Source organism: Paenibacillus mangrovi, assembly GCF_022898935.1.
Taxonomy (GTDB): domain Bacteria; phylum Bacillota; class Bacilli; order Paenibacillales; family Paenibacillaceae; genus Paenibacillus_AQ; species Paenibacillus_AQ mangrovi.
The window spans coordinates 103866-126011 of record NZ_JALIRP010000002.1 but is presented as its reverse complement, the minus strand read 5'-3'; the positions used below and the strand labels follow the sequence as shown (position 1 = coordinate 126011).

The following is a 22146-nucleotide window of genomic DNA, read 5'->3' as shown; positions in this document are numbered from 1 at the left end:
TCCTTCTTTCCCGCTTGAAGTTTGTTATAATAACACCATATGTGTCAGCTTGGACAAACATGCTTGTTTTTAAAATAAGGAGAGATGTGACGTTGAATAATTTTTCCAGACCAAACTCAAAACTTGACGAAGTAACGGTTTCAACCAAGCCGATTTTTGATGGGAAAGTCATATCGCTGCAAATCGATACCGTCCGCTTGCCAGATGGCAGCACGGCTTCTAGAGAAATTATCAAACATCCAGGCGCGGTGGCTGTGCTTGCTGTTCATGATGGTAAGATCATCATGGTGGATCAATTCAGACAAGCCATGGGTCGCTGCGAACTCGAGATCCCTGCTGGAAAGCTGGAAAAGGGGGAGGATCCTCTGGAAGCTGCCAAGCGGGAATTGCAGGAGGAGACCGGCTATGTGTGCAAAGATCTCAGACTTCTTCATTCTTTCTACACATCTCCAGGTTTTGCGGACGAAATCATCCATTTATATGTAGCGGAAGAACTCGAAAGCGGGGACGCCGCTCCGGATGAGGATGAATTTCTGGAGCTTTATGAACTGACTCTGGAAGAGGCTGAAGCAGCGATTGGATCCGGCAGAATTAGCGATGCCAAAACCATCATGGCTGTATATGCCTTGAAGCTGAAGCAAGTGACAGGGACGTTCGGACTATGAGCAACGAAAATCCAGACTTGGCGTCAAAAGAGAACTTCAAGTTGGATGAGTACTATGCCGATCTGCATATCCATATCGGGCGTGCGACTTCCGGACAGGCAGTTAAAATTACCGGTAGCAAGGATCTGACTTTTGCTAATATTGCGAAGGAAGCAGCCGGGCGCAAAGGCATCGACATGGTGGGAATCATTGACTGCCACTCGCCTGAAGTGCAAAAGGATATTATGGACTGCTTGTACGCCGGGGAAATGACGGAGCTGGAAGGCGGGGGCATTTCTTATCGCGGAACTACGATTGTGCTTGGAAGTGAAATTGAGATTTACGAGGAGGGTAAAGGCGCTGCTCATCTGCTCGCTTATTTCCCAAACCTCTCCGTCATGCAGCATTTCACGGCATGGATGACGAAGCATATGAAAAATGTGAATCTGAGCTCTCAGCGCATCTATGTGTCTGGTATCACTCTTCAGGAGGAGATTTATGCCAGAGGCGGCATCATGATTCCAGCGCATGTATTTACACCGCATAAAGGGATATATGGAAACGTAGCGCCGAGGATGTCCGAAGTCTTGGATCTTTCGATGATCAGCGGAGTAGAGCTTGGGCTGAGCGCCGATTCGGAGATGGCTGGACTTATTTCCGAGCTCGACGACTTTACCTTTGTCACCAATTCCGATGCCCATTCCCTGGGTAAGATCGGACGGGAGTATAACCGCATCCGGATGAAGGAGCCAAGCTTCCATGAGCTTGTACTGGCGCTTGGATACGCTGAAGGACGCAGGGTGACGGCCAATTATGGGCTGAACCCGCGCCTTGGCAAGTACCACCGCACATACTGCCTGAGCTGCAGCCTTATCCTAGATCAGGATCAGGATACGGTCATTACGGGAGCATGCCCGTACTGTGGTGGAACGAAGAAAGTACAAGGTGTTCTGGACCGGATCCTGGAAATCGCCGACCGTAAGGAAGCCTGGATGCCTGCGGATCGACCAGTGTATCATTATCAGGTGCCCCTGGAGTTTATTCCGGGACTTGGAAAAGCGACGATGAAGAGATTACTGGACCGTTTCGGGACGGAAATGTCCATTTTGCACCGGGCCTCCGAAGAAGAACTGGCTGAAGTTGTTGGTGCCGGGATGGCGAATCAAATCGTTCAATCAAGAAACGGTTCACTTTTGCTTACTTCCGGTGGGGGAGGAACTTACGGCAAAGTAGCGGCACCGTCTACAGACAAGACATAGTTAGCAGCTTGTCTTCATAGAGTAGAGGTATGTGATAGGAAGGGGGAAATCCTGTATGCGAACTTTCCGCCATACCTTGAAGGAACAAACGGTTCTCTATATTTTCGTTGCCGTGCTTTTTCTTGTCGGGGTCATTTTCGGTGCTCTAATGGTAAATGCGTTGTCGCTGGAGCAGCAGCAGGACCTGGGGCGGTATCTGCAAAATTTTTTCCTGACAGTGGATCAAAGTGAAACGGGGACGGGTGCCGTAGATTCCTTCTGGAATATTGCCGGTCTGCATTTGAAATGGGTGGGCCTGATCTGGTTTCTCGGATTATCCGTGATCGGACTGCCCGGAATTCTTATTCTTGATTTTTTGAAGGGTGTGCTGATCGGATTCACGGTGGGCTATCTGGTAGGGCAATTTTCATGGAAGGGTCTTCTTTTTGCTATGGTGTCGGTGGCTCCTCCCAATCTGCTCATTATTCCGGTCCTGATCGTCTCCAGTGTATCTGCCATTGCTTTTTCACTGCATGTGATTAAGGACAGGGTCATAACGCACAGCCGGGTGAATGTCATACGCCCGTTCGCGTCTTATGTCGGATTAACCATTGTCATGTGTCTGATTATGCTGGGAATATCCTCTTTTGAAACATGGGTGACTCCGGCTATGATGAAATGGGTAACACCATCGCTTCTGAAGACACCGCTGCTGCCTGGGATATAAGCAAAATCGTTTGACTTTGCGGCGCAACTCCCCCTATAATGTAAGATGTGATATAACAATGGTGCAGTGATTTTCCTGTGGGGAGGGAGAAAATGGAAGCGCGGATCGATAAAATCAAACAACAATTGCAATCCCAGGGCTATAAACTGACACCCCAGCGGGAAGCCACCGTCAGAGTTTTGCTCGAGAATGAAGAAGATCACCTAAGTGCGGAAGATGTTTTCATGCTCGTCAAAGAAAAGGCTCCTGAAATCGGTCTGGCTACCGTATACCGTACCCTTGAGCTGCTCAGTGAACTGCATGTCGTAGAAAAGATTAATTTTGGCGATGGCGTTGCAAGGTATGATTTGCGGACAGATACCGCAAAGCACCACCACCATCATCTGATCTGCGTGAAGTGCGGCAGCATGGATGAAATCCGCGAGGACTGGCTGGGACCGCTGGAAGAGCGGTTGGAACGCGAGTTTAATTTTACGGTTTCCGATCATCGGCTTGATTTTCATGGTATTTGTCACCGCTGCAAGGATAAGTAAGATCGCCCTAAGTGGAGATGACAAGAAGTCGAATCATTAACAATCGGATATGATCCTCCAAGATCACAAGCTCTCGCCGGAATGTTAGCCGGAGAGGGCTTTTTTGGTGGCCTAAGGCCGGGGGGCTTGTCATACAACCGGAGCAGGAATCATAAGCTGAAAATAACGAGAAGTGGCGGCAGTCCGCCATCATCTTTTATTTTCCGGGAGTGTGATTTCTTATGATCATTTCGGTGCGGAAGTGCTGGGCTTCCTTGAAATTTTTGCTTGTCTTTGCGGCGCTTACATATACACTCTACCAGCTGTTTGGCCTGATCGGTGCATGGATTACCCCCGTGGATCATTACCGGATTCCGGATGGGCACGCTGTCAAAGCGTTTAGGCCCTCGGATAAGGCTAAAACAGGAGAGATGATGGGCGACCGCTTGCGGTTTTTTTACTGGTACGGGGAATAGAACTGCGAGGGCGGCATGCAGGGGATTGGAGTTTTTTGTCGAAATCTTAAATGGATCGGTCAATCTATCCGAAGGAGCTTTTTCAACTTATGATGCAGTATGTTCAGTCCTTCATTCGCTATATAGGTGATGAGAAGGGGCTGTCGCGAAACACGCTTGAATCTTATAAGCGCGACCTGCTGCAATTTATCGGATATCTGAAGGAGCAGGGAGTTGAGTCGGCAGACCAGATCAAGAAGTTCCATATTTCCATGTATATGAATTATTTGAAAGACAACAGCTTCGCATCGTCAACCGTTACGCGGAAGCTGGTGTCGCTGCGTTCTTTTTTTCATTACATGGTGCGGGAATCTCTGCTGGAGCAGGATCCAACACTGTATATGGAGTCACCGAAGCTGGAAAAGAAAGTACCTCAGGTTCTGAGTGTAGAGCAGATGGAACGCTTGCTGGCTGCGCCGGATATTTCGTCCCCGCCCGGGATGAGGGATAAGGCGATGCTGGAGCTGCTGTATGCCACAGGTATGAAGGTGTCGGAACTGATGGCACTGGATCTGGACGACGTATATCCGGAAATGAAATTTCTCCGGTGTACAAGCAGTTCAGGAAAAGAAAGGGTACTTCCGATCAGCAGCCTTTCAGCAGAAGCGGTAGGAACCTACATGAGACAAATGCGGCCGAAGTTGGCCCGGGACGAACAGGAAAGAGGACTTTTCCTGAATAATCTAGGGACCCGGCTTACCCGCCAGGGATTTTGGAAAATATTAAAGAAGTACGCCGCGGAGTCCGGCATAGACGGGGATATTACCCCCCACACGCTGCGCCATTCCTTTGCAGCCCACCTGCTTGAACATGGAGCTGATATTCGGTCCGTGCAGGAAATGCTAGGGCACAGCGACATCTCAACCACCCAAATATACGGTGCTCTGACGAAGAAGGCGATGAAGAATGAATATGAAAACCATCATCCGCGGGAGCGCATGTATTTAACCCAATTGAAGGAGAGATCTTCCCATGACAACCATTAATCAGACAGTTATTCAAGAAGCAGCAGCCTACATTCAAGGCAAAACAGAGATCAAACCAGAGGTAGGCCTGATTCTTGGATCTGGACTTGGCATCCTTGCAGATTTGATCCAGGATGGCATTTCTATTCCTTATCAGGATATTCCTCATTTCCCGGTGTCTACAGTTGAAGGACATGAGGGTGAGCTTCTGCTCGGCACCATCGAAGGACGCGCCGTTGTCATGATGAAAGGCCGGTTCCATATGTACGAAGGATATGGCCCTGAAGTGACAGCATTCCCGGTTCGTGTCATGAAGGAACTTGGCGTGCAAAGCTTGCTAGTGACCAACGCGGCTGGAGGCGTAAACACCTCTTATGAGCCAGGTGACCTGATGCTGATTTCCGATCATCTTAATCTTACAGGCAAAAATCCGCTGATCGGACCGAATGACGCTGCACTTGGCGTGCGCTTCCCGGATATGTCCGAGGCTTACAGCTGCCGCCTCCGCAGCTTGCTTAAAGATACAGCCGAATCCAAAGGCATTCATGTTCAGGAAGGTGTATATGCAGGTCTGCTTGGTCCTACCTATGAAACGCCAGCCGAGATTAGAATGCTGCGAACGCTAGGCGCTGACGCTGTAGGGATGTCGACGGTTTCGGAAACCATCGTTGCCCGCCATGCTGGTCTTGAAGTGCTTGGCATTTCTTGCATTAGCAACATGGCTGCAGGCATTCTGGATCAGCCGCTATCACACGACGAGGTGATGGAAACTACAGAGCTCGTGCGTGAGAAATTCCTGAGCCTTGTGCTTGCTGTCATACCTAAGATGTAAATCAGACGATAACTGAATCCATTCAAAATGTCTGCAGGTCATAGACCTGCAGATTTTTTTGTTCATTTCACCCAAATTTTCCTGGCAAACCCGATTCGAAGTGGAATATTTTACTGCCAACCTGACGACACTGGAAAACAGCAGCAATATTTATGACCATAGGTCAGGAGGGGACTAATTTTGAGAAAAACGCTATTGGCAGTCGTGCTGGCGATAACCTTATCGGCTGCGCTCTTTCCACAAACGGGATCTGCAGAGGAAAAGGCCAAGCAGTCGGCTGGGGCCGATCTTGCGGCTAACGCCAAGTCCGCCATCCTCATGGATGCGGATACGGGAACTATTATTTATGAGAAAAACAGCCATGATAAACTGCCGCCAGCCAGCATTACCAAAATCATGACCATGCTGCTCACCATGGAGGCAATCGACTCCGGCAAGCTGAAGCTGACGGATATGGTCCGTACAAGCGACTATGCCGCATCGATGGGGGGCTCGCAAATTTTTCTAGAGCCGGGCGAGGAGATGTCCGTTGATGAAATGCTGAAAGGCATTGCGATGGCATCGGGCAATGATGCATCGGTCGCGATGGCCGAGAAGATTGCCGGAACCGAAGAAGCCTTCGTGCAGATGATGAATGACAAGGCAAAAGAACTTGGTCTTACAGACACGCACTTCGCCAACTGTAATGGTTTGCCTGCGGAAAACCACTATTCCTCAGCGCATGATATTGCAGTCATCAGCCGTGAGCTTTTGAAGCATAAGGATATCACGAAATACACCGGATCTTACCAGGACTATTTGCGGAAGGATTCGAAGAAGCCGTTCTGGCTGGTGAATACGAATAAGTTGGTTCGTTTTTATACAGGCGCAGACGGGCTCAAAACGGGATATACTTCCGAGGCGAAGTTTTGCCTGTCGGCTACGGCCGTGAGTGGCAATATGAGAGCGGTAGCGGTGGTACTCGGTGAGCCGAACACGAAAACGCGTAATGAAGAAGTATCCAAAATGTTCGATTACATGTTTGCGCAGTACAGCATGCACACGATTTTTAAGCCTGGAGATACGATGGGAACGGTCAAAATCAACAAGGGCGATGTAAAGGGATTGACGCTGACTGCAGGACAAAATTACAGTGTGCTTCTGAAGAAAAATGCCAAAGCGGAAGGCGTTCGTCATGAGGTGCAGGTGCCCAAGGAAGTGAGAGCTCCTGTACAGGCTGGACAAGTGCTCGGTAAGCTGGTCGTCTATCAGGGCGACAAAGTTCTGAAGGAATTCGAGCTCAAATCTTCTCAGCAAATCGGTAAGGCAGGCTGGTGGAAGCTGTTCAAGCGCACGACGGCCAATTTATTTCTTGTAGATTGATAGCGGTTTTCTTCTAGTTTTGTCGGGGTGCAGGAATCTCTTTCTGCTGCGTAGAAATCCTTGTTCAAGACAGGAAGGAGAGTGAGCAGGCGTGAATCTGCATGTTGAATTGGAGCATCACCGTAATACACTGATTGTCCGTCTATCCGGCGAGCTGGATCATCATACCGCTGATCTTGTCCGTTTACAATTGGATGAATCGATCCAGAAAGGACAAACGGAGCATCTGGTGCTCAGTTTTAAAAATTTACAGTTTATGGACAGCTCTGGCTTAGGTGTTATTCTGGGGCGTTACAAACTGATCAAAAGCAAAGGCGGCAAAATGGCAGTATGTGATGTGAATGAAGCGGTCTATCGTCTGCTGAACATGTCCGGGCTGTTTAAGATCATGCCTATTTATGATAACGAGGGCCAGGCGCTCTCGGGACTGGAGGTTGTGTCATGAATGAAGAAAAAGCTCTGCAGCGCAATTTCATGACGCTTGAGTTTGCTTCCAAATCCGAAAATGAATCCTTTGCCCGGGTTACGGTTGCTGCGTTTATTTCACAGCTTGATCCGACGATGGACGAACTGAGCGATCTGAAAACGGTAATCTCGGAGGCTGTAACAAACAGCATTATCCACGGTTATGACAGCAATCCCGAAGGGAAAATAACCATTACCGCCGAGATTGTCTCGGATACCGTCACGATTACTGTTGAAGACAGAGGAGCCGGCATCGAGGATTTGGATCTGGCCAGACAGCCTCTGTTCACATCAAAGCCTGAACTGGAGAGATCAGGGATGGGATTTACGATTATGGAAAACTTCATGGATGAATTTGAAGTTTCCAGCGAACCCGGCTCCGGTACATCGATCAGGATGAAGAAAAGGATTGAATCCAAGAAAGCTTTGTATAATTAGGGGTTGGACGCATGGATGCTGATGTGAAAAAAGCTTCGCAGACATATCTGGAAGATTCGGAAGTCAAACGTCTGATCGCTCTGAGTCAGACTGGTGACAGCGTGGCCCGCGATACGCTGGTAAACTCCAACATCCGTCTCGTCTGGTCCGTTGTACAAAGATTCATGAACCGCGGGTATGAGCCGGAGGATCTGTTTCAGATTGGCTGTATCGGTCTGCTGAAGTCTGTTGATAAATTTGATTTGAGCTACGATGTTAAGTTTTCAACCTATGCTGTTCCCATGATTATTGGAGAAATCCAGCGTTTTCTTCGCGATGATGGCACACTTAAAGTTAGCCGTTCACTGAAGGAGATGGCCAACAAGGTCCGGAAGAAAAAGGATGAGCTGTCCAAGCACCTGGACCGTCTGCCGACGATCAAAGAGGTCGCTGACGAGCTTGGTGTGACGCCGGAGGAAGTGGTCTTCGCGCAGGAAGCCAACAAGCCGCCAACTTCTATTCATGAGACCGTGTTCGAAAATGATGGAGATCCGATTACTCTGATGGATCAAATTGCGGACGATTCCCAAGAGCGGTGGTTCGACAAGCTTGCTCTGAACGAGGCCATAGACGGCCTCTCCGAGCGAGAAAAGCTGATCGTTTATCTCCGGTATTACCGGGACCAGACGCAGTCTGAGGTGGCCTCAAGGCTGGGGATATCACAGGTACAGGTATCCCGTCTGGAAAAGAAAATATTGCAGCTGATCCGCGATCAGATTGCGCAGTGAAATCAAATAGACCTTGCCGAGGGTGTCTCCTTGGCAAGGTCTATTTAGTTATGATAACCCCTCCTTTTAATGGACCCAATGCAACTTCTGACTAGAAAACGGTGATTTTCCCTATACTAACGACATTGAAGCAGCAAAGGAGTGATAGGAATGTCTTTAAATCCGGCTCCTACGGTGTACCTGCAGCTGCAAAGCCGTGTGCCGATCACTAAGGGAAGAGTTGTTACACTTGGGCATGTCGCCCGGATATTAAGTGACCCAGAGTGGGAGACGAAGCTTCGCAATCTCGAGCTGGTCCAGCCGCAAACATGGGACGGAAACTTGTTACTTATCGATCTTATGCAAATCATTCCGAAAGTGCAGAAGCTTATTCCAAACGCTAAAATCGAACCAATCGGACAGCATCATGTGCTTGTGGAAGTCGTTGAAAAGCCTCAAAAGCCTTCGTTGCTGTTATTTCTGCTCGTTTGGCTGCTGCTGTTTTTCGGCTCCGCACTCACCATCATGAACTTTCATGCGGACGTCAACATGCAGGAGGTCCAAATCCGGACTGTAGAGATGTTAACAGGCAAACGGGATGAGCATCCCTTTTTATTCCAAGCAGCATATTCTTTCGGTATCGGGTTCGGCATGGTGGTATTTTTCAATCACTTGTTCAAGAAAAAATGGAATGAGGAACCAACCCCGCTGGAAGTGGAAATGTATCTTTATCAGGAGAATATTGACCAGTTCGTCGTTGCCCAGGAATACAAACGGATGAAATCTTCCCAAAATCAGGGTGATCCATCTTGAATACCTTGATGCTGGGATGGATGGTGCAGATTTTGCTGGGCATTGCAGGCGGAATAGCCGTCGGTGGCGGCGTGATCGCACTGTTTATCGTACTGGATATGATCCCGCGTTTGGCTCAATTGACGAGATCCTACCACCAGGTTCATTGGTATGAGGGCGCCATGGTTTCGGGTTCGCTGCTAGGAACGGTGTTTGATTTTTGGAACTGGAAGCTATCTTTGGGGGCGTGGTCCGGATTTGTTGTCGGTCTGTTCAACGGGATTTTCGTTGGCCTGCTGGCAGCGGCCCTGACAGAGGTACTGAATGTGCTTCCAATTTTGGCTAAAAGGTTGAAGATGATTCACTATCTGTTTGGTTTAGTGATGGCTATGGTCACCGGAAAGGTGGCAGGCTCTCTGTTTGATTGGTTTGTATACAGAAGGTAAGAAGCGAAAGGAGCGGATGGATCATGAACAAGCAAGATCATGAAATGAACAGCGTAGAGGATCCGTCAGGCCCCGCGATGATAGTGGAGCACGGCAGCGAGAAAGAGGAATCCAAGGATACGCAGCAGGGAACAGAAGCATCAGGCAGCCAGGGAGAACAGAGGGGGAATATGCAGGATGAATCGGGAAAGTCTTTGGGTGCTTCGAAGCAGGAATCCGGCAAACAAAAAGCGGAGGAAAAGAAACGGGAGGATGAGAAATCCAATTCGGTAGAGGAATCCATCATCTATTGGCAGAGAAGTGATGATGTATCGGACAGTCTGGATCAGACCAAGGCTACGCTGAAGGAAGTCGTGGGGCTCGGGACCTCTTTTGACATCGTATTTCGTGAGATGACGCTCGCCGGTCACAAAACAGGTTTATTCTTCGTCAACGGCTTCGCCAAAGATAATATTATGCTTGAAATTCTGAAGCGACTGACCTACCTCTCTGTCGATCAGCTGTCGACGGATGCGATGCAATCCTTTTTTGAATGTTATATCCCGCATATCCAGGTCGAAGTGGACAAAAAGCTCAGCTCAACCATCAACAAGGTGCTGATGGGAATGTCCGCCCTCTTTATCGATGGGGAACAGGCGGCCATTGTCATGGATACGCGAACCTTTCCTGTGCGCAGCCCGGAAGAGCCGAGCATCGAAAGAGTGGTCCGTGGATCCAGGGACGGGTTCACAGAAACGCTGCTTAGTAATGTGGCGCTCGTCCGTAGGCGTGTGCGTGATCCGGGTTTCAAAAGCGAACTGGTACAGGTTGGACGGCGCACACGCACGGATGTAAGTATTGCATATATTGATGACATCGTTGATAAAGTGCAGGTTGATTCCATCCGTGAGAAAATCAAGGGACTGGACATTGAAGGTCTGCCCCTGGCTGATAAACAACTGGAGGAAGCCATCGTCAACAAAGGCTGGCATCCGTATCCGCTCGTCCGGTACTCGGAACGGCCGGATGTGGTTTCTGCTCATATTCTTGAGGGCAGGGTAGCCGTGTTTGTGGATACATCGCCGAGTGTCATGATCATGCCTACGACCTTCTTTGATCTTTGCCAGCATGCGGAGGAGAACCGGCAAACGGCGTTTATGGGGACGTATTTAAGATGGGTCCGCTTTATAGGTATCTTCGCCTCCATGTTCCTGCTGCCGCTGTGGCTTTTGATGGTGATTTACCCGGAGTTTAAGCCGCCTTTTCTTAGTTTTCTCGGTCCGCATGACAAGAGCAATATACCATTAATCGCCCAGTTTCTGATGGTTGAGTTCGGGGTTGACCTGCTGAGGTTAGCAGCAGTTCACACGCCGACGCCCTTGGCATCGGCCATGGGCTTGATCGCGGCGATCCTGGTTGGAGATATAGCGGTCAAGACGGGCCTGTTCGTGAATGAGGTGGTGCTGTATATGGCTGTGTCAGCCATAGGCATGTTCGCGACACCAAGTTACGAGCTTGGGCTTGCCAACCGATTGGTTAGGCTGGTGCTTCTGGTAGCTGTGGCGCTCTTTGACTTGATGGGTTTCGTGGTCGGCACGACGCTCCTGATTCTGCTGCTGACGCTTCACCGGTCGTATAATTCTTCATATTTGTGGCCATTTATACCCTTTAATGCAAAGGCACTAGCCAGTGTATTGTTCCGTTTTCCGCTTCTTGAGTCCAAGGAAAGGCCATCCTTCAATAAAACACGGGACAGTACACGGATGTCTCCGAATCCAGATAATACAGAGCAATAGTAAAAAAATATAAATGTTGTGCATAAAAATCCATTCATTCTCTTCCGTTGTCTGTTATACTGATGTAAAAGATCAGATGGAATCTTAACATGTTCCACAGAAAGCGAAGGGATGCTGAATATGTTCTTCCATGGTACAAGTCAAATAAATGCAGCCGGACATCTGGAGATTGGCGGATGCGACGTTACGGATCTTAAGGCCAAGTACGGAACTCCGCTTTACATCGTGGATGAAGAACTTGTGCGCCAGCGCTGTCAGCAGTATATAGCTGCCTTCCGCGCATCGGGCTTGAAATTTCAAGTAGCTTATGCAAGCAAGGCGTTCTGTGTCATGGCTATGTGCCGTATTGCGGATCAGGAAGGCATGTCGCTTGACGTGGTTTCTGATGGTGAGCTATACACCGCATTGCAGGCAGGCTTTCCAGCCAAGCGTATTCATTTTCACGGCAACAACAAGACACTCGAGGAGATCGAAATGGCAATTGACGCCGAAATCGGCTGCTTCGTGGTGGACAACTTGGTTGAGCTTCATCTTCTAAATGCGGTTGCTGCCGAAAAAAATGCGCGCGTTCACGTTCTGCTGCGCGTAACTCCGGGGGTTGAAGCTCATACGCATGAATATATCTCCACGGGCCAAACCGATTCGAAATTCGGCTTTGATATCGGAAATAGTTCAGCGTTTGAAGCTGTGAAACTGGCATCCGAACAATCCAATCTGGAACTGCTCGGCGTGCACTCCCATATCGGTTCTCAGATTTTTGAAGTCGAGGGCTTTGAAATGGCCGTTCAAAGAGTTGCCGATTTCGCACAGCAGGTTAGGCAGGAGCTTGGTGTACAATTCAAGGTCGTGAATCTGGGCGGAGGTTTTGGCATCCGTTATGTGGATGGCGACACACCGCTTGAGGTATCGCAGTATGTCAAGGCGATTACCGATGCCGTCAAAACCCATTTCTCCCGCTGGTCATCCGAGTTGCCTGAAATCTGGGTAGAACCAGGCCGCAGCATCGTTGGAGATGCCGGTACGACTTTGTACACTGTAGGAACAAGTAAAGATATTCCTGGCGTTCGCAAATATGTGGCTGTTGACGGAGGCATGACGGATAATCCGCGTCCTGCTCTGTACGAATCGAAGTACGAAGCGGTGCTTGCGAGCCGTGCCAATGAACCAGTCCAAGAAACGGTCTCCATTGCCGGCAAATGCTGCGAGAGCGGCGATATGCTGATCTGGGATCTGGATCTGCCGAAGGTAAACACCGGCGATCTGCTGGCTGTTTCTTGTACAGGTGCCTACAACTATTCCATGGCCAGCAATTACAATCGGATTCGCCGTCCGGCGGTTGTTTTCGTCAATCAAGGCGAAAGCGATCTAGTCGTACGCCGTGAAACACTGCAGGATATCATTGGCAATGACATGGTACCAGAGCGTATTAGCAAGCAGGCTGTCCTGAAATAAGGAACGGCCGTATTCCAAGCAAGAATTGGTGAAGAACAAAACACGAGAAGGATCATTTCTGTATTGGGGAATGCGGAAATGATCCTTTTCGTTTGGTGAAATCATTGCAAATGTGCTGCAAAGTAAGATACAATCAGAGCGTATGAAAAATATGGACATGCCTTTTAGGGCATTGGTCTATAGACTGAAAATTTTCCAGAGGAAGTGAAAACCGATGAAAAAAGGTACAATTGAACTTGAAAATGGTGGAGTTGTTGAAATAGAATTTCTGCCAGAAGAAGCTCCAAATACGGTTGCAAACTTTGAGAAGCTTGCGAACTCCGGCTTTTACAATGGATTATCTTTTCACCGTGTAATCCCTGGTTTTGTCGCTCAAGGCGGCTGCCCAAAAGGAAACGGAACGGGTGGACCAGGATACACTATTGACTGCGAAACCGCTACAAACACAACCAAACATACCAAAGGTGTATTTTCCATGGCGCATGCTGGACGTAATACTGGCGGCAGCCAATTCTTTATTGTATATGAGCCGCAGCCTCATCTGGATGGTGTACACACTGTCTTCGGTAAGGTTACAAAAGGTATGGAATACATCGATGCCGTGAAACAAGGCGACAAAATGAAAGAAGTTAAGGTTTGGGACGCAGAATAACAACAACTGTCCAATCACCCCCTTCAGAGGAAATATCCTCTGGAGGGGGTTTTTCCTTCGGATCAAAGGTTGCAATTTATATAAAGCGGTGTTAACATTCCACTTAAGAGAGCTACCTGATGTTTCAGGAAAGTTTTCTTCACAATTTCATAAGTAATATTGGTTTGATCCTTCGGGGCAGGGTGAAATTCCCTACCGGCGGTGATGATGCACTACAAATCAAGGCAAGCTGCCTTGAGATGGTGCGTCTTAGTCCGTGACCCGGCCGCGTGGCCATTTTGGCCCGCGTACGGTGGACCTGGTGTAAATCCGGGACCGACAGTATAGTCTGGATGGGAGAAGGAGAGGAAGCGCATGGTACATATTGTTCATGCGGCCACCTAATGAAGCTGAGGCATACGTGTGTATTTTCACACACTTATGTTTATTCGCTGACTAAAGAATCTAATTCTTTGGTTTATTCGGCAGATCTGAAGTTTATTTTGACCTGTGCTGAAACGATGGACATATGTGTATTGGATGCCAATGGCATGTATTCTGCCATTTTTGATGCTTTATTTGGGTGTCTTCAAATTACTCTCATGCTGCCCCCGGATGTGATCCGGAGGGCTTTTTTTGTTGCATTTTTCTACAGAGAGGAGGCGGAAGAGATGGAGCCGGTTATAAACGATGAATTCTACATGTCCCTAGCACTGGATATGGCAGGGCGGGCACAAGGTCAGACGGGAATTAATCCTGTTGTAGGCTGCGTTATCGTCAAGGGCGGCGCGGTTGTCGGGCTGGGGACGCATCTGAAGCGGGGAAGCAGCCATGCGGAAGTACATGCGGTCCGGATGGCTGGTGACCAGGCTGAGGGAAGCACCGTATACGTCACGATGGAGCCCTGCAGCCATTACGGTAAAACGCCGCCGTGCTGCGAGCTGCTCATAGAGGCCAAGGTGAAGAGGGTTGTGGTTGCCTGCGAGGATCCAAATCCTGTGGTTGCCGGCACTGGGATCGAGAGGCTCCGTCAAAGCGGCATCGAGGTAAAGGTTGGTGTGCTCAGAGAAAGGGCCACTCTGCAAAACGAGAAATTTGCCAAGTATATTACGACGGGAATGCCTTTCGTTACGATCAAGACAGCAAGCACACTTGATGGAAAGATCGCCACGGATACGGGAGACAGCAAATGGATCTCGAACGAGCAGGCAAGACTGCAGGTGCACAGTATGCGACACCGACATCAGGCGATCATGGTTGGCGTCGGAACGATTCTCGCGGATGATCCCGTACTGACAACAAGGCATGAAGGAGTCGAAGGCCAGCAGCCTATTCGAATTGTCGTGGATTCCCGGCTCCGTATATCTCCAGAAGCAAGGATTTTCAAGGAAGGTGCTTCGCAGGTTATTTTACTGACGACGAGCGAGGTCGATCCTTCCAGGATTGAGCTGCTGAAGGAAGCGGGAGCAACTGTTCTTCCATGCGGAGACGGTCCTCAGGTGGATCTTAAAGTAGCGCTGCAGGAGCTTGGCCGCATGGAGATTGGATCCGTACTGGTGGAAGGTGGAGGGACATTGAATGGTGCCCTGCTCAAGGAACGTTTGGTGGACCGGATCACATTGTATTTGGCGCCGAAGATTGTCGGCGGTGCCGGAGCTCCGGACAGCTTCAACTTTGAAGGAATTCATCGCATGGCAGATGCCGTGAGGCTGGATTCGCTGGAGATGGAGCGGGTCGGGGATAATGTGTTCATTTCCGGCATTCCAGTGTGGCCTAATGAACGCGAAACCGGGACTACTTAAGAGGAGGAATCGGCATGTTTACCGGATTGGTAGAAGAAATCGGCATTCTGGAAAGGATCGTACGGCAGGGAGAGGCCATGGTTCTAAGCATTAAGGCTTCAGCGATCATGGATGATGTCCGGATAGGTGACAGCATTGCTGTGAACGGGGTCTGCTTGACGGCTACAAGGATCGGTGATGGAGGATTTTCGGTAGACGTCACCCCGCAGACTTATCGGCATACCAACCTGGCATTACTGAAGCCGGGAAGCTATATCAATCTGGAGCGGGCCATGAAAGCAAACGGACGCTTCGGCGGGCATCTGGTTCAAGGGCATGCCGATATGACCGGTAGTGTCCGCAGGATCATCAAGGAGCAGAATGCCGTTCTGATTGATATTGCTCCGGACAGACCGGAAATGTCTGCATATATCATACCGCAGGGATCCGTCACGGTGGATGGCGTCAGCCTTACGGTCGCAGATACAGACGGGGAATGCTTCAGAGTCTCCATCATCCCTCATACGCTCAGTGAAACCGGATTAGCCGGGCTCAAGGCGGGTAGCGTGGTGAACATTGAATGCGACATCATCGGAAAATATGTGCATGCGCTGCTGAAACCGAGGGAATCTGGAACAGCCGAGAGCGGAACACGGGGAATCAGCTTGGATATGCTGACAGCGAACGGTTTTGCATAACGGACACATAGGATTTTGAAAATCAAAAGGGGGTACTCAGCATGGCGGAATCATTCATATTTGACCCGATTGAAGATGCGGCTCAGGATCTTCGGGCAGGCAAAGTCATTATCGTAGTGGATGACGAGGACCGGGAGAACGAAGGAGACTTTGTCGCACTCGCGGAAAAAGCCTCACCGGAGGTTATTAACTTTATGATTACAGAAGGCCGTGGGCTTGTATGTGTTCCGATCACACGGGAACGTGCAGAGGAGCTTGAACTGTCTCCCATGACGGCCCACAATACCGACCATCACGGCACGGCGTTTACGGTATCGGTGGATTATAGAAATACGACAACAGGCATATCTGCATATGAACGTTCTCAAACAGTGAAGGCGCTGACGGATCCAGCAGCAACAGCGGCCGATTTCAGACGTCCAGGACATATGTTTCCACTGATTGCCAAAGACGGGGGCGTTCTGCGGCGGGCAGGCCATACGGAAGCGGCGGTGGATTTGGCCAAACTAAGCGGCTCAGCCCCGGCAGGCGTGATCTGTGAAATTATGAAGGAGGACGGGACGATGGCCAGATTGCCGGACTTGCAGATGATTGCGAAAAAGCATGGACTCAAGCTGATATCGATCCAGGATCTGATCCATTACCGGAATCAAAGCGAGAAGCTGGTCCACAGGGAAGCAGAAGTCAGAATGCCAACGGATTTCGGCGTCTTTCAAGCCGTGGCCTATACGAACGATGTAGACGATAAAGAGCACCTGGCGCTCGTTAAAGGAAAGATTTCAGGTGATAAGCCCGTCCTCGTCAGAGTCCATTCGGAATGCTTGACCGGAGATGTGTTTCATTCCCTGCGCTGTGACTGCGGACCTCAGTTTGCTGCGGCGCTCCGTCAAATTGAGGAGGAAGGCAGCGGCGTGCTGCTCTACATGAGGCAGGAAGGCCGAGGAATCGGGCTGATCAACAAGCTGAAGGCTTACGAGCTTCAGGAGCAGGGGCTGGACACCGTGGATGCGAATCTCAAACTGGGATTTCCGGCTGATCTTCGCGATTATGGGATCGGCGCACAAATCCTCAAGGATCTGGGGGTTCGAAAGATTCGTCTTCTAACGAATAATCCCAGAAAGATTAAAGGTCTTGAAGGCCACGGACTGGAAGTTGTCGAACGAGTCCCAATCCAAATGATACCAGGGGAAGACAACAGCCGTTACCTGCATACGAAGAAGGAAAAGCTTGGACACATGCTGAGCATGGAATCTTAAACTTACGAAGAGAGGTTGATGAAAAATGGCAAATATTTTCGAAGGGAATTTAGTTTCGAGCGGACTGAAATACGGGATTGTGGTTGGGAGATTCAATGAATTCATTACGAGCAAGCTTTTAGGCGGCGCGCTTGACGGCTTAAAGCGGCATGGTGCGGGAGAAGACGAAATTGATGTCGCTTGGGTGCCGGGGGCTTTTGAAATTCCACTGGTGGCCAGCAAAATGGCGGAGAGCGGCAAGTATGACGCGGTGATTACGCTTGGTACTGTGATCCGCGGAGCTACCTCTCATTATGATGTTGTATGCAATGAAGTGGCCAAAGGCGTTGCCGCCACGAGTCTGAAGACAGGGATTCCGGTGATTTTCGGCGTGCTGACGACAGACAGTATTGAGCAGGCTGTGGAACGCGCAGGCACCAAAGCGGGCAACAAAGGCTACGATGCTGCAGTGTCAGCCATTGAAATGGCGAACCTGACGAAGCAATTTAAGTAAGAACAAGCTTGACGAAACCGCATAAATCATGCTTATTTAATGTAGTGCCTTTACACGGGGCACTACATTTTTTTAATATAGTAGTAGGGAAAATTTTTGCCGCAAGCTTATTTATGGACGGAGGATAGGCCGTGAACACAGTATTATACAAGCTGGAGACATTTGAGGGTCCGCTCGATTTGCTGCTTCACCTGATAGATAAAGCGGAAATCAATATCCAGGATATCCCCGTCAGCGAGATCACCGACCAATACATGGAGTATTTGCACAGTATGCAGGAGCTGGAGCTGGACATTACAAGTGAATTTCTAGTGATGGCTGCCACGCTGCTGTCCATTAAATCTAAGCTTCTTTTACCGAAGCCTCCGGTTTTCGTGATGGACGAATTTGATTTTTATGAGGAAGAGGAAGTTGACCCGCGTGCGGAGCTGGTGCAGAAGCTGATTGAATACCGGAAATATAAAGGCATTGCCAAGCACTTACAGGAGAAGGAATGGGAACGGAGCCTTATTTACTCCAAGGAGCCTGAGGATTTGACTTCATGGGTGCCGGCTGTTACCGAGAATCCAGTTCGAGGGCTTCATGCCGCCGATCTTGTGACCGCATTCCAGAAGGCTCTTCGCAAAGCGGTCAAACGGACAACCTATACCCGGATTCAGCGGGATGAGATATCGGTCAAGGACCGAATCCGGCAGGTCGTAAATGTGCTGGAACAGTCCGGGCGGGGTGGAAAAGTGCTTTTCTCCCGGCTTTTGCATGAAGACATGATGAGACATGAGATCGTCGTCACTTTTCTGGCTATTTTGGAGTTAATGAAAATGAAGCAAATCCTTTGCTACCAGGATAAGCTGTTCGACGATATCGTGATGGAATGGAGAGGGGGAGAGCCGATCAATGGACTTTCCGAAATTGAAATCGATTATTGAGGGACTCTTGTTCCTCGCTGGAGATGAAGGCCTTACGGTCAAGCAAATTGCCGAAATCGTGGATCACCGCCCTGAGCTGGTCGCCGATGCACTCAAGGAAATGAAAGAAGATTTTGAACGGCAGCAGCGGGGTATTCAAGTGCTGCAAATTGCCGGAAGCTATCAACTGACCACACTTGGTGATTATGCAGCATATTACGAAAAACTTGCGTACTCACCTTCCAGATCCTCCTTGTCTCAGGCTGCGCTGGAAACATTGGCGATCGTTGCTTACCGCCAGCCGATTACGCGTGTAGAGATCGAGGAAATCCGGGGTGTTAAATCAGAGCGTGCGATTCAGACCTTGGTACACAAGGATTTAATTGAAGAAACGGGACGGGCAGAAGCGATCGGACGGCCGATATTATACGGAACGACCAAAGCCTTCCTTGAATATTTTGGGCTCTCAAGCCTTGATGCTCTTCCAGAGCCACAAGTTTTCGAAAGCACGGAAAACCTGGAGGAAGAGACGCAGCTGCTGTTCGATAAGCTGGACGGCAGGCAGCTTACGATTGATGACGTAAACTAATACTCTTATACATTAACCGGTGGCCTACCAATAGATCGCCGGTTTTTTTATGGTTTTAGAATGTATAAATTAACGGCGGAATCATTTTTGAAGAAAGCAGCGTCTGCCTGTTGAACTTATAATAAAATTCGAATCTTTTCCAGCCATGTATGCCATACTATGTCCGAAGATAACGATGGTCATAGTCTGGGGGGCTTAATTGTGTGGATTACGCTGGCTATTATAGCCGTTATTCTCCTATTGATTGCCGCTACCGCCTTGTCAAGCATCAACTGCAAGATCCATTTCAACAAGGAGGGCAGGGATGAGAAGGCGTTGGTCGATATTCACATGTTGTACGGTATGGTACAGTTTCATTACGAGATGCCCAAAATTGTTTTGGAAGATATGAGAAGGGGCTTCATCCTCAAGCTTGAAAATAGCAGTAACGTGAGCCAGAAATCGGGAAACACGTCGTACGCGCGCATCAATAAGCCAAAAGCGCAGCTGTGGGCTCATGATATCCGCATTCTGTTAAGATCAACGGTTGCTTTGAAAAAATGGCTGAAGCATACATTTTCCCATGTTCGAATCCATGAGCTGAACTGGTCAACAAGCTTCTCAACAGGTGAAGCCGAATGGACTGCCATCGCAACTGGAGTGATATGGAGCCTTAAAACGACATTGGTTGGGTGGTTATCTTTTCGAGTTCGCATGAAGAACACTCCCCAATTATTTGTCAATCCTGAATTCGGTGACGAACTTCTATTTTTAACGGAGATCTACTGCGTCTTCCGCCTCTCTTTGGGTTATGCCATGTACGCAGCATTTATTCTGGTATACCGGATATTAAAAGTGGAAGGCGGCGTGAAAAGATGGATTCGCTTGTACCGGCAAATGAAAGGCAAGGGGCAGAAAGTTCCAAGCTGAACACACCGCTACGAGTACAATCCCTCCTACATACTCGATATAAATGTGGGCAAACTACTTTCGAAATGACCTTATTTCAGTTTCATGAAGGAGGAAGCAGCAAATGTCCGATCATCCAATTCAAGGCCTCATGCAGACCGCTATGGAAAACATCAAAGCCATGGTCGATGTGAATACCATTGTGGGCGATCCCGTTCAAACGCCGGATGGCAGCGTGATTCTTCCGATCAGCAGAGTGGGATTTGGCTTTGCAGCCGGAGGAAGTGAATTTAACATGGATATGGCCAATAAAGATGCTCCCGCAGGCGGTCAAAACCAAGCGGATCTCAAGTCCTCGATGCCTTTTGGTGGGGGCAGTGGCGGCGGGGTATCCATTCGCCCAATCGCGTTTCTTGTCGTGAGTAAAGAAGGCGTGAATATTGTACCACTCGACAATCAAACCCATCTGTTTGAGAAGCTGATCGATTCCGCGCCGATGATGGTGGATAAAATTCAATCCATGTTTCAGCAGACCGGAACAACGACAGCTACAGGTATGAATAACACCCAAGTAGAATCTGGTAATCCACCGAATCCTACGTTTTATTGAAGAAAGAAAAACTACATCTAAACGTGGTCTTTCATCTGTGAAAGTACGTCGATAGATGTTTTTCTTACTCTTGCCCGTCCCCTTCAGCCGGAGGGGATTTTTTTGTGTGAAGGAAATCCGGGAATATCAGGCTAGAGACAAGCATATACTTGTACAAGATTTTTATAAAACCGGAGGAAAGATAACCATGTGGATAAAATCAATCACTCGCTGGATCGCTGCCGCTACGCTTATGCTGACTTGCAGCGTTCCGGTTTTTGCGGAGGGCAGTCAAGCTCTTCCTGAACTGTATACCCACGCACAGGCTGCCGCCCTGATGGATGTAACCTCCGGGCGATTGCTGTATTCCAGTCACGGGGATGACGAGCTTCGGATTGCCAGCTTGACTAAAATCATGACGGCGATTGTTGCCATTGAGCACGGTGACTTTAAGAAGCCGGTTAAAGTAAGCAAGAGAGCTTTTGGCAAAGAAGGCTCATCGATCTATTTGAAGCAGGGAGAAGAGATGTCCCTTGAAAATATGCTGTACGGCCTGATGCTCCGTTCGGGGAATGACGCTGCAACGGCAATTGCCGAGCATGTCGGCGGATCAGAGGAAGGTTTCGTTTATCTGATGAATGAGGAAGCGAAGCTGTTAGGGTTATCGCATTCCCATTTTGCCAATCCCCACGGTTTGGATGCGGAGGGGCATTACTCCTCGGCGAATGATCTGGCCAAGCTGACTGCATATGCGCTCCATAATCCCGTTTTCCGGGAAATCGTCAAGACCAAGGCCAAAAAAGCTCCAAACCCTAATGAATCCTGGGATTACAAATGGGATAACAAAAACAAGATGCTGAGATTGTACGACGGAGCCGACGGCGTAAAAACAGGTTATACGAAAAAAGCCTTCCGCTGCTTGGTCAGCTCGGCAACCCGCAACGGCCAGCAGCTGGTCGCGGTCACTCTGAATGACGGGGATGACTGGAATGATCATGGCAAAATGCTGGACTACGGCTTCGAATATTTCCCCCTGACCCAATTGATGGAAAGAGGCCAAGCCGTCAAAGGGTATGATCTGGTAGTAAGCGATACTTTCCAGTATCCGTTTGCTAAAGGAGAAGAGAAAGATGTCGAAAAGAAGCTGGTGCTCCGTGAGCCTGTCCGGGAAGGAAACGCTGATGTAAGCTTTGGACTTCGGGGAGAGATTCAGATTTATCTGAAGGGACAGCAGATCGGAACGGTGCCGGTCTATCATAAAGGAAGCTTCCTTCCTGCAGGGAAGGCACGTAATCCGGTACAAAATACAATGGCTCCGGAGCATTCCTCGACCTTTGTGGCGGCATTGTCAGAAGTGATCAGAAAGCTGTTCCTGCAGCATAACTGAAAGCAGTACTTGGGAGACAC

The 22146-nt window shown here is 49.1% G+C and carries 25 protein-coding genes and 1 riboswitch; all 25 genes read left to right on the top strand.

Going from position 1 to position 22146, the window contains the following annotated elements:
• The first annotated feature begins 92 nt into the window (after positions 1-92).
• The 25 genes from MUG84_RS05260 (at position 93) to MUG84_RS05140 (ending at position 22126) form a co-directional block, all read left to right on the top strand.
• Positions 93-665: an NUDIX hydrolase gene (locus tag MUG84_RS05260; RefSeq protein WP_425313157.1), complete on the top strand. Its 573-nt coding sequence runs from the start codon at positions 93-95 to the stop codon at positions 663-665.
• Positions 662-1903, top strand: coding sequence for an endonuclease Q family protein (locus tag MUG84_RS05255; protein ID WP_244721397.1), 1242 nt, complete (start codon positions 662-664; stop codon positions 1901-1903). Before MUG84_RS05260 ends, MUG84_RS05255 begins: the two co-directional genes overlap by 4 nt.
• 55 nt (positions 1904-1958) lie before the next feature.
• The gene (spoIIM, locus tag MUG84_RS05250; RefSeq protein WP_244721394.1) at positions 1959-2609 is read left to right on the top strand and encodes a stage II sporulation protein M; all 651 of its coding nucleotides are present in this window, start codon (positions 1959-1961) and stop codon (positions 2607-2609) included.
• A 92-nt stretch (positions 2610-2701) separates the two neighbouring features.
• Positions 2702-3142 carry a ferric iron uptake transcriptional regulator gene (fur, locus tag MUG84_RS05245; RefSeq protein WP_244721392.1) on the top strand — a complete coding sequence of 147 codons (441 nt, stop codon included), beginning with the start codon at positions 2702-2704 and terminating at the stop codon, positions 3140-3142.
• Between the two features lie 221 nt (positions 3143-3363).
• On the top strand, positions 3364-3597 hold the full coding sequence (locus MUG84_RS05240) for a DUF4227 family protein (protein ID WP_244721389.1): 234 nt from the start codon (positions 3364-3366) through the stop codon (positions 3595-3597).
• An 89-nt stretch (positions 3598-3686) separates the two neighbouring features.
• Positions 3687-4622: a site-specific tyrosine recombinase XerD gene (xerD, locus tag MUG84_RS05235; protein ID WP_244721387.1), complete on the top strand. Its 936-nt coding sequence runs from the start codon at positions 3687-3689 to the stop codon at positions 4620-4622.
• Positions 4609-5433, top strand: a complete 825-nt coding sequence (locus MUG84_RS05230; RefSeq protein WP_244721385.1) for a purine-nucleoside phosphorylase — start codon at positions 4609-4611, stop codon at positions 5431-5433. Before xerD ends, MUG84_RS05230 begins: the two co-directional genes overlap by 14 nt.
• 180 nt (positions 5434-5613) lie before the next feature.
• Positions 5614-6795, top strand: coding sequence for a D-alanyl-D-alanine carboxypeptidase family protein (locus MUG84_RS05225; RefSeq protein ID WP_244721383.1), 1182 nt, complete (start codon positions 5614-5616; stop codon positions 6793-6795).
• A gap of 91 nt (positions 6796-6886) precedes the next feature.
• The gene (spoIIAA, locus tag MUG84_RS05220) at positions 6887-7240 is read left to right on the top strand and encodes an anti-sigma F factor antagonist (RefSeq protein ID WP_244721375.1); all 354 of its coding nucleotides are present in this window, start codon (positions 6887-6889) and stop codon (positions 7238-7240) included.
• Positions 7237-7698 carry an anti-sigma F factor gene (spoIIAB, locus tag MUG84_RS05215; protein WP_244721373.1) on the top strand — a complete coding sequence of 154 codons (462 nt, stop codon included), beginning with the start codon at positions 7237-7239 and terminating at the stop codon, positions 7696-7698. Before spoIIAA ends, spoIIAB begins: the two co-directional genes overlap by 4 nt.
• An 11-nt stretch (positions 7699-7709) precedes the next feature.
• Complete coding sequence (gene sigF / locus MUG84_RS05210) at positions 7710-8465, top strand: RNA polymerase sporulation sigma factor SigF (protein ID WP_244721371.1); 756 nt, start codon at positions 7710-7712, stop codon at positions 8463-8465.
• Between the two features lie 150 nt (positions 8466-8615).
• Positions 8616-9257, top strand: a complete 642-nt coding sequence (locus tag MUG84_RS05205) for a stage V sporulation protein AA (RefSeq protein ID WP_244721368.1) — start codon at positions 8616-8618, stop codon at positions 9255-9257.
• An 8-nt stretch (positions 9258-9265) separates the two neighbouring features.
• Complete coding sequence (locus MUG84_RS05200) at positions 9266-9682, top strand: stage V sporulation protein AB (RefSeq protein WP_244723272.1); 417 nt, start codon at positions 9266-9268, stop codon at positions 9680-9682.
• Between the two features lie 170 nt (positions 9683-9852).
• Entirely contained in the window at positions 9853-11457 is a 1605-nt protein-coding gene (locus MUG84_RS05195; RefSeq protein ID WP_244723269.1) for a spore germination protein, read from the top strand.
• Between the two features lie 120 nt (positions 11458-11577).
• Complete coding sequence (gene lysA / locus MUG84_RS05190; protein ID WP_244723252.1) at positions 11578-12909, top strand: diaminopimelate decarboxylase; 1332 nt, start codon at positions 11578-11580, stop codon at positions 12907-12909.
• A 214-nt stretch (positions 12910-13123) separates the two neighbouring features.
• Positions 13124-13561 (top strand): peptidylprolyl isomerase, encoded by a 438-nt coding sequence (locus MUG84_RS05185; RefSeq protein ID WP_244721366.1) that lies wholly within the window; start codon positions 13124-13126, stop codon positions 13559-13561.
• 164 nt (positions 13562-13725) lie between these two features.
• A riboswitch (FMN riboswitch) is annotated at positions 13726-13909 on the top strand.
• Between the two features lie 302 nt (positions 13910-14211).
• Complete coding sequence (ribD, locus tag MUG84_RS05180; RefSeq protein ID WP_244721362.1) at positions 14212-15342, top strand: bifunctional diaminohydroxyphosphoribosylaminopyrimidine deaminase/5-amino-6-(5-phosphoribosylamino)uracil reductase RibD; 1131 nt, start codon at positions 14212-14214, stop codon at positions 15340-15342.
• Between the two features lie 14 nt (positions 15343-15356).
• The gene (gene ribE / locus MUG84_RS05175; protein ID WP_244721359.1) at positions 15357-16019 is read left to right on the top strand and encodes a riboflavin synthase; all 663 of its coding nucleotides are present in this window, start codon (positions 15357-15359) and stop codon (positions 16017-16019) included.
• A gap of 41 nt (positions 16020-16060) precedes the next feature.
• Complete coding sequence (locus tag MUG84_RS05170; protein ID WP_280521193.1) at positions 16061-17275, top strand: bifunctional 3,4-dihydroxy-2-butanone-4-phosphate synthase/GTP cyclohydrolase II; 1215 nt, start codon at positions 16061-16063, stop codon at positions 17273-17275.
• 25 nt (positions 17276-17300) lie between these two features.
• Positions 17301-17768, top strand: coding sequence for a 6,7-dimethyl-8-ribityllumazine synthase (gene ribH / locus MUG84_RS05165; RefSeq protein ID WP_244721356.1), 468 nt, complete (start codon positions 17301-17303; stop codon positions 17766-17768).
• Between the two features lie 131 nt (positions 17769-17899).
• Positions 17900-18694 (top strand): segregation and condensation protein A, encoded by a 795-nt coding sequence (locus MUG84_RS05160; RefSeq protein WP_244721351.1) that lies wholly within the window; start codon positions 17900-17902, stop codon positions 18692-18694.
• The gene (scpB, locus tag MUG84_RS05155) at positions 18663-19262 is read left to right on the top strand and encodes an SMC-Scp complex subunit ScpB (protein ID WP_244721348.1); all 600 of its coding nucleotides are present in this window, start codon (positions 18663-18665) and stop codon (positions 19260-19262) included. Before MUG84_RS05160 ends, scpB begins: the two co-directional genes overlap by 32 nt.
• A gap of 201 nt (positions 19263-19463) precedes the next feature.
• Positions 19464-20171 carry a DUF2953 domain-containing protein gene (locus MUG84_RS05150; RefSeq protein ID WP_244721346.1) on the top strand — a complete coding sequence of 236 codons (708 nt, stop codon included), beginning with the start codon at positions 19464-19466 and terminating at the stop codon, positions 20169-20171.
• 103 nt (positions 20172-20274) lie between these two features.
• Positions 20275-20760, top strand: a complete 486-nt coding sequence (gene ytfJ / locus MUG84_RS05145) for a GerW family sporulation protein (RefSeq protein WP_244721343.1) — start codon at positions 20275-20277, stop codon at positions 20758-20760.
• A 232-nt stretch (positions 20761-20992) separates the two neighbouring features.
• Positions 20993-22126, top strand: a complete 1134-nt coding sequence (locus tag MUG84_RS05140; protein ID WP_244723246.1) for a D-alanyl-D-alanine carboxypeptidase family protein — start codon at positions 20993-20995, stop codon at positions 22124-22126.
• The last annotated feature ends 20 nt before the right edge of the window (positions 22127-22146 follow it).

Bases quoted from the DNA above. Each gene is read 5' to 3' on its own strand.
- MUG84_RS05255 (WP_244721397.1), top strand. From the start codon at position 662: ATGAGCAACGAAAATCCAGACTTGGCGTCAAAAGAGAACTTCAAGTTG.
- spoIIM (WP_244721394.1), top strand. From the start codon at position 1,959: ATGCGAACTTTCCGCCATACCTTGAAGGAACAAACGGTTCTCTATATT.
- fur (WP_244721392.1), top strand. From the start codon at position 2,702: ATGGAAGCGCGGATCGATAAAATCAAACAACAATTGCAATCCCAGGGC.
- MUG84_RS05240 (WP_244721389.1), top strand. From the start codon at position 3,364: ATGATCATTTCGGTGCGGAAGTGCTGGGCTTCCTTGAAATTTTTGCTT.
- xerD (WP_244721387.1), top strand. From the start codon at position 3,687: ATGATGCAGTATGTTCAGTCCTTCATTCGCTATATAGGTGATGAGAAG.
- MUG84_RS05230 (WP_244721385.1), top strand. From the start codon at position 4,609: ATGACAACCATTAATCAGACAGTTATTCAAGAAGCAGCAGCCTACATT.
- spoIIAB (WP_244721373.1), top strand. From the start codon at position 7,237: ATGAATGAAGAAAAAGCTCTGCAGCGCAATTTCATGACGCTTGAGTTT.
- sigF (WP_244721371.1), top strand. From the start codon at position 7,710: ATGGATGCTGATGTGAAAAAAGCTTCGCAGACATATCTGGAAGATTCG.
- MUG84_RS05205 (WP_244721368.1), top strand. From the start codon at position 8,616: ATGTCTTTAAATCCGGCTCCTACGGTGTACCTGCAGCTGCAAAGCCGT.
- MUG84_RS05200 (WP_244723272.1), top strand. From the start codon at position 9,266: ATGCTGGGATGGATGGTGCAGATTTTGCTGGGCATTGCAGGCGGAATA.
- MUG84_RS05195 (WP_244723269.1), top strand. From the start codon at position 9,853: ATGCAGGATGAATCGGGAAAGTCTTTGGGTGCTTCGAAGCAGGAATCC.
- lysA (WP_244723252.1), top strand. From the start codon at position 11,578: ATGTTCTTCCATGGTACAAGTCAAATAAATGCAGCCGGACATCTGGAG.
- MUG84_RS05185 (WP_244721366.1), top strand. From the start codon at position 13,124: ATGAAAAAAGGTACAATTGAACTTGAAAATGGTGGAGTTGTTGAAATA.
- ribD (WP_244721362.1), top strand. From the start codon at position 14,212: ATGGAGCCGGTTATAAACGATGAATTCTACATGTCCCTAGCACTGGAT.
- ribE (WP_244721359.1), top strand. From the start codon at position 15,357: ATGTTTACCGGATTGGTAGAAGAAATCGGCATTCTGGAAAGGATCGTA.
- MUG84_RS05170 (WP_280521193.1), top strand. From the start codon at position 16,061: ATGGCGGAATCATTCATATTTGACCCGATTGAAGATGCGGCTCAGGAT.
- ribH (WP_244721356.1), top strand. From the start codon at position 17,301: ATGGCAAATATTTTCGAAGGGAATTTAGTTTCGAGCGGACTGAAATAC.
- scpB (WP_244721348.1), top strand. From the start codon at position 18,663: ATGGACTTTCCGAAATTGAAATCGATTATTGAGGGACTCTTGTTCCTC.
- ytfJ (WP_244721343.1), top strand. From the start codon at position 20,275: ATGTCCGATCATCCAATTCAAGGCCTCATGCAGACCGCTATGGAAAAC.
- MUG84_RS05140 (WP_244723246.1), top strand. From the start codon at position 20,993: ATGCTGACTTGCAGCGTTCCGGTTTTTGCGGAGGGCAGTCAAGCTCTT.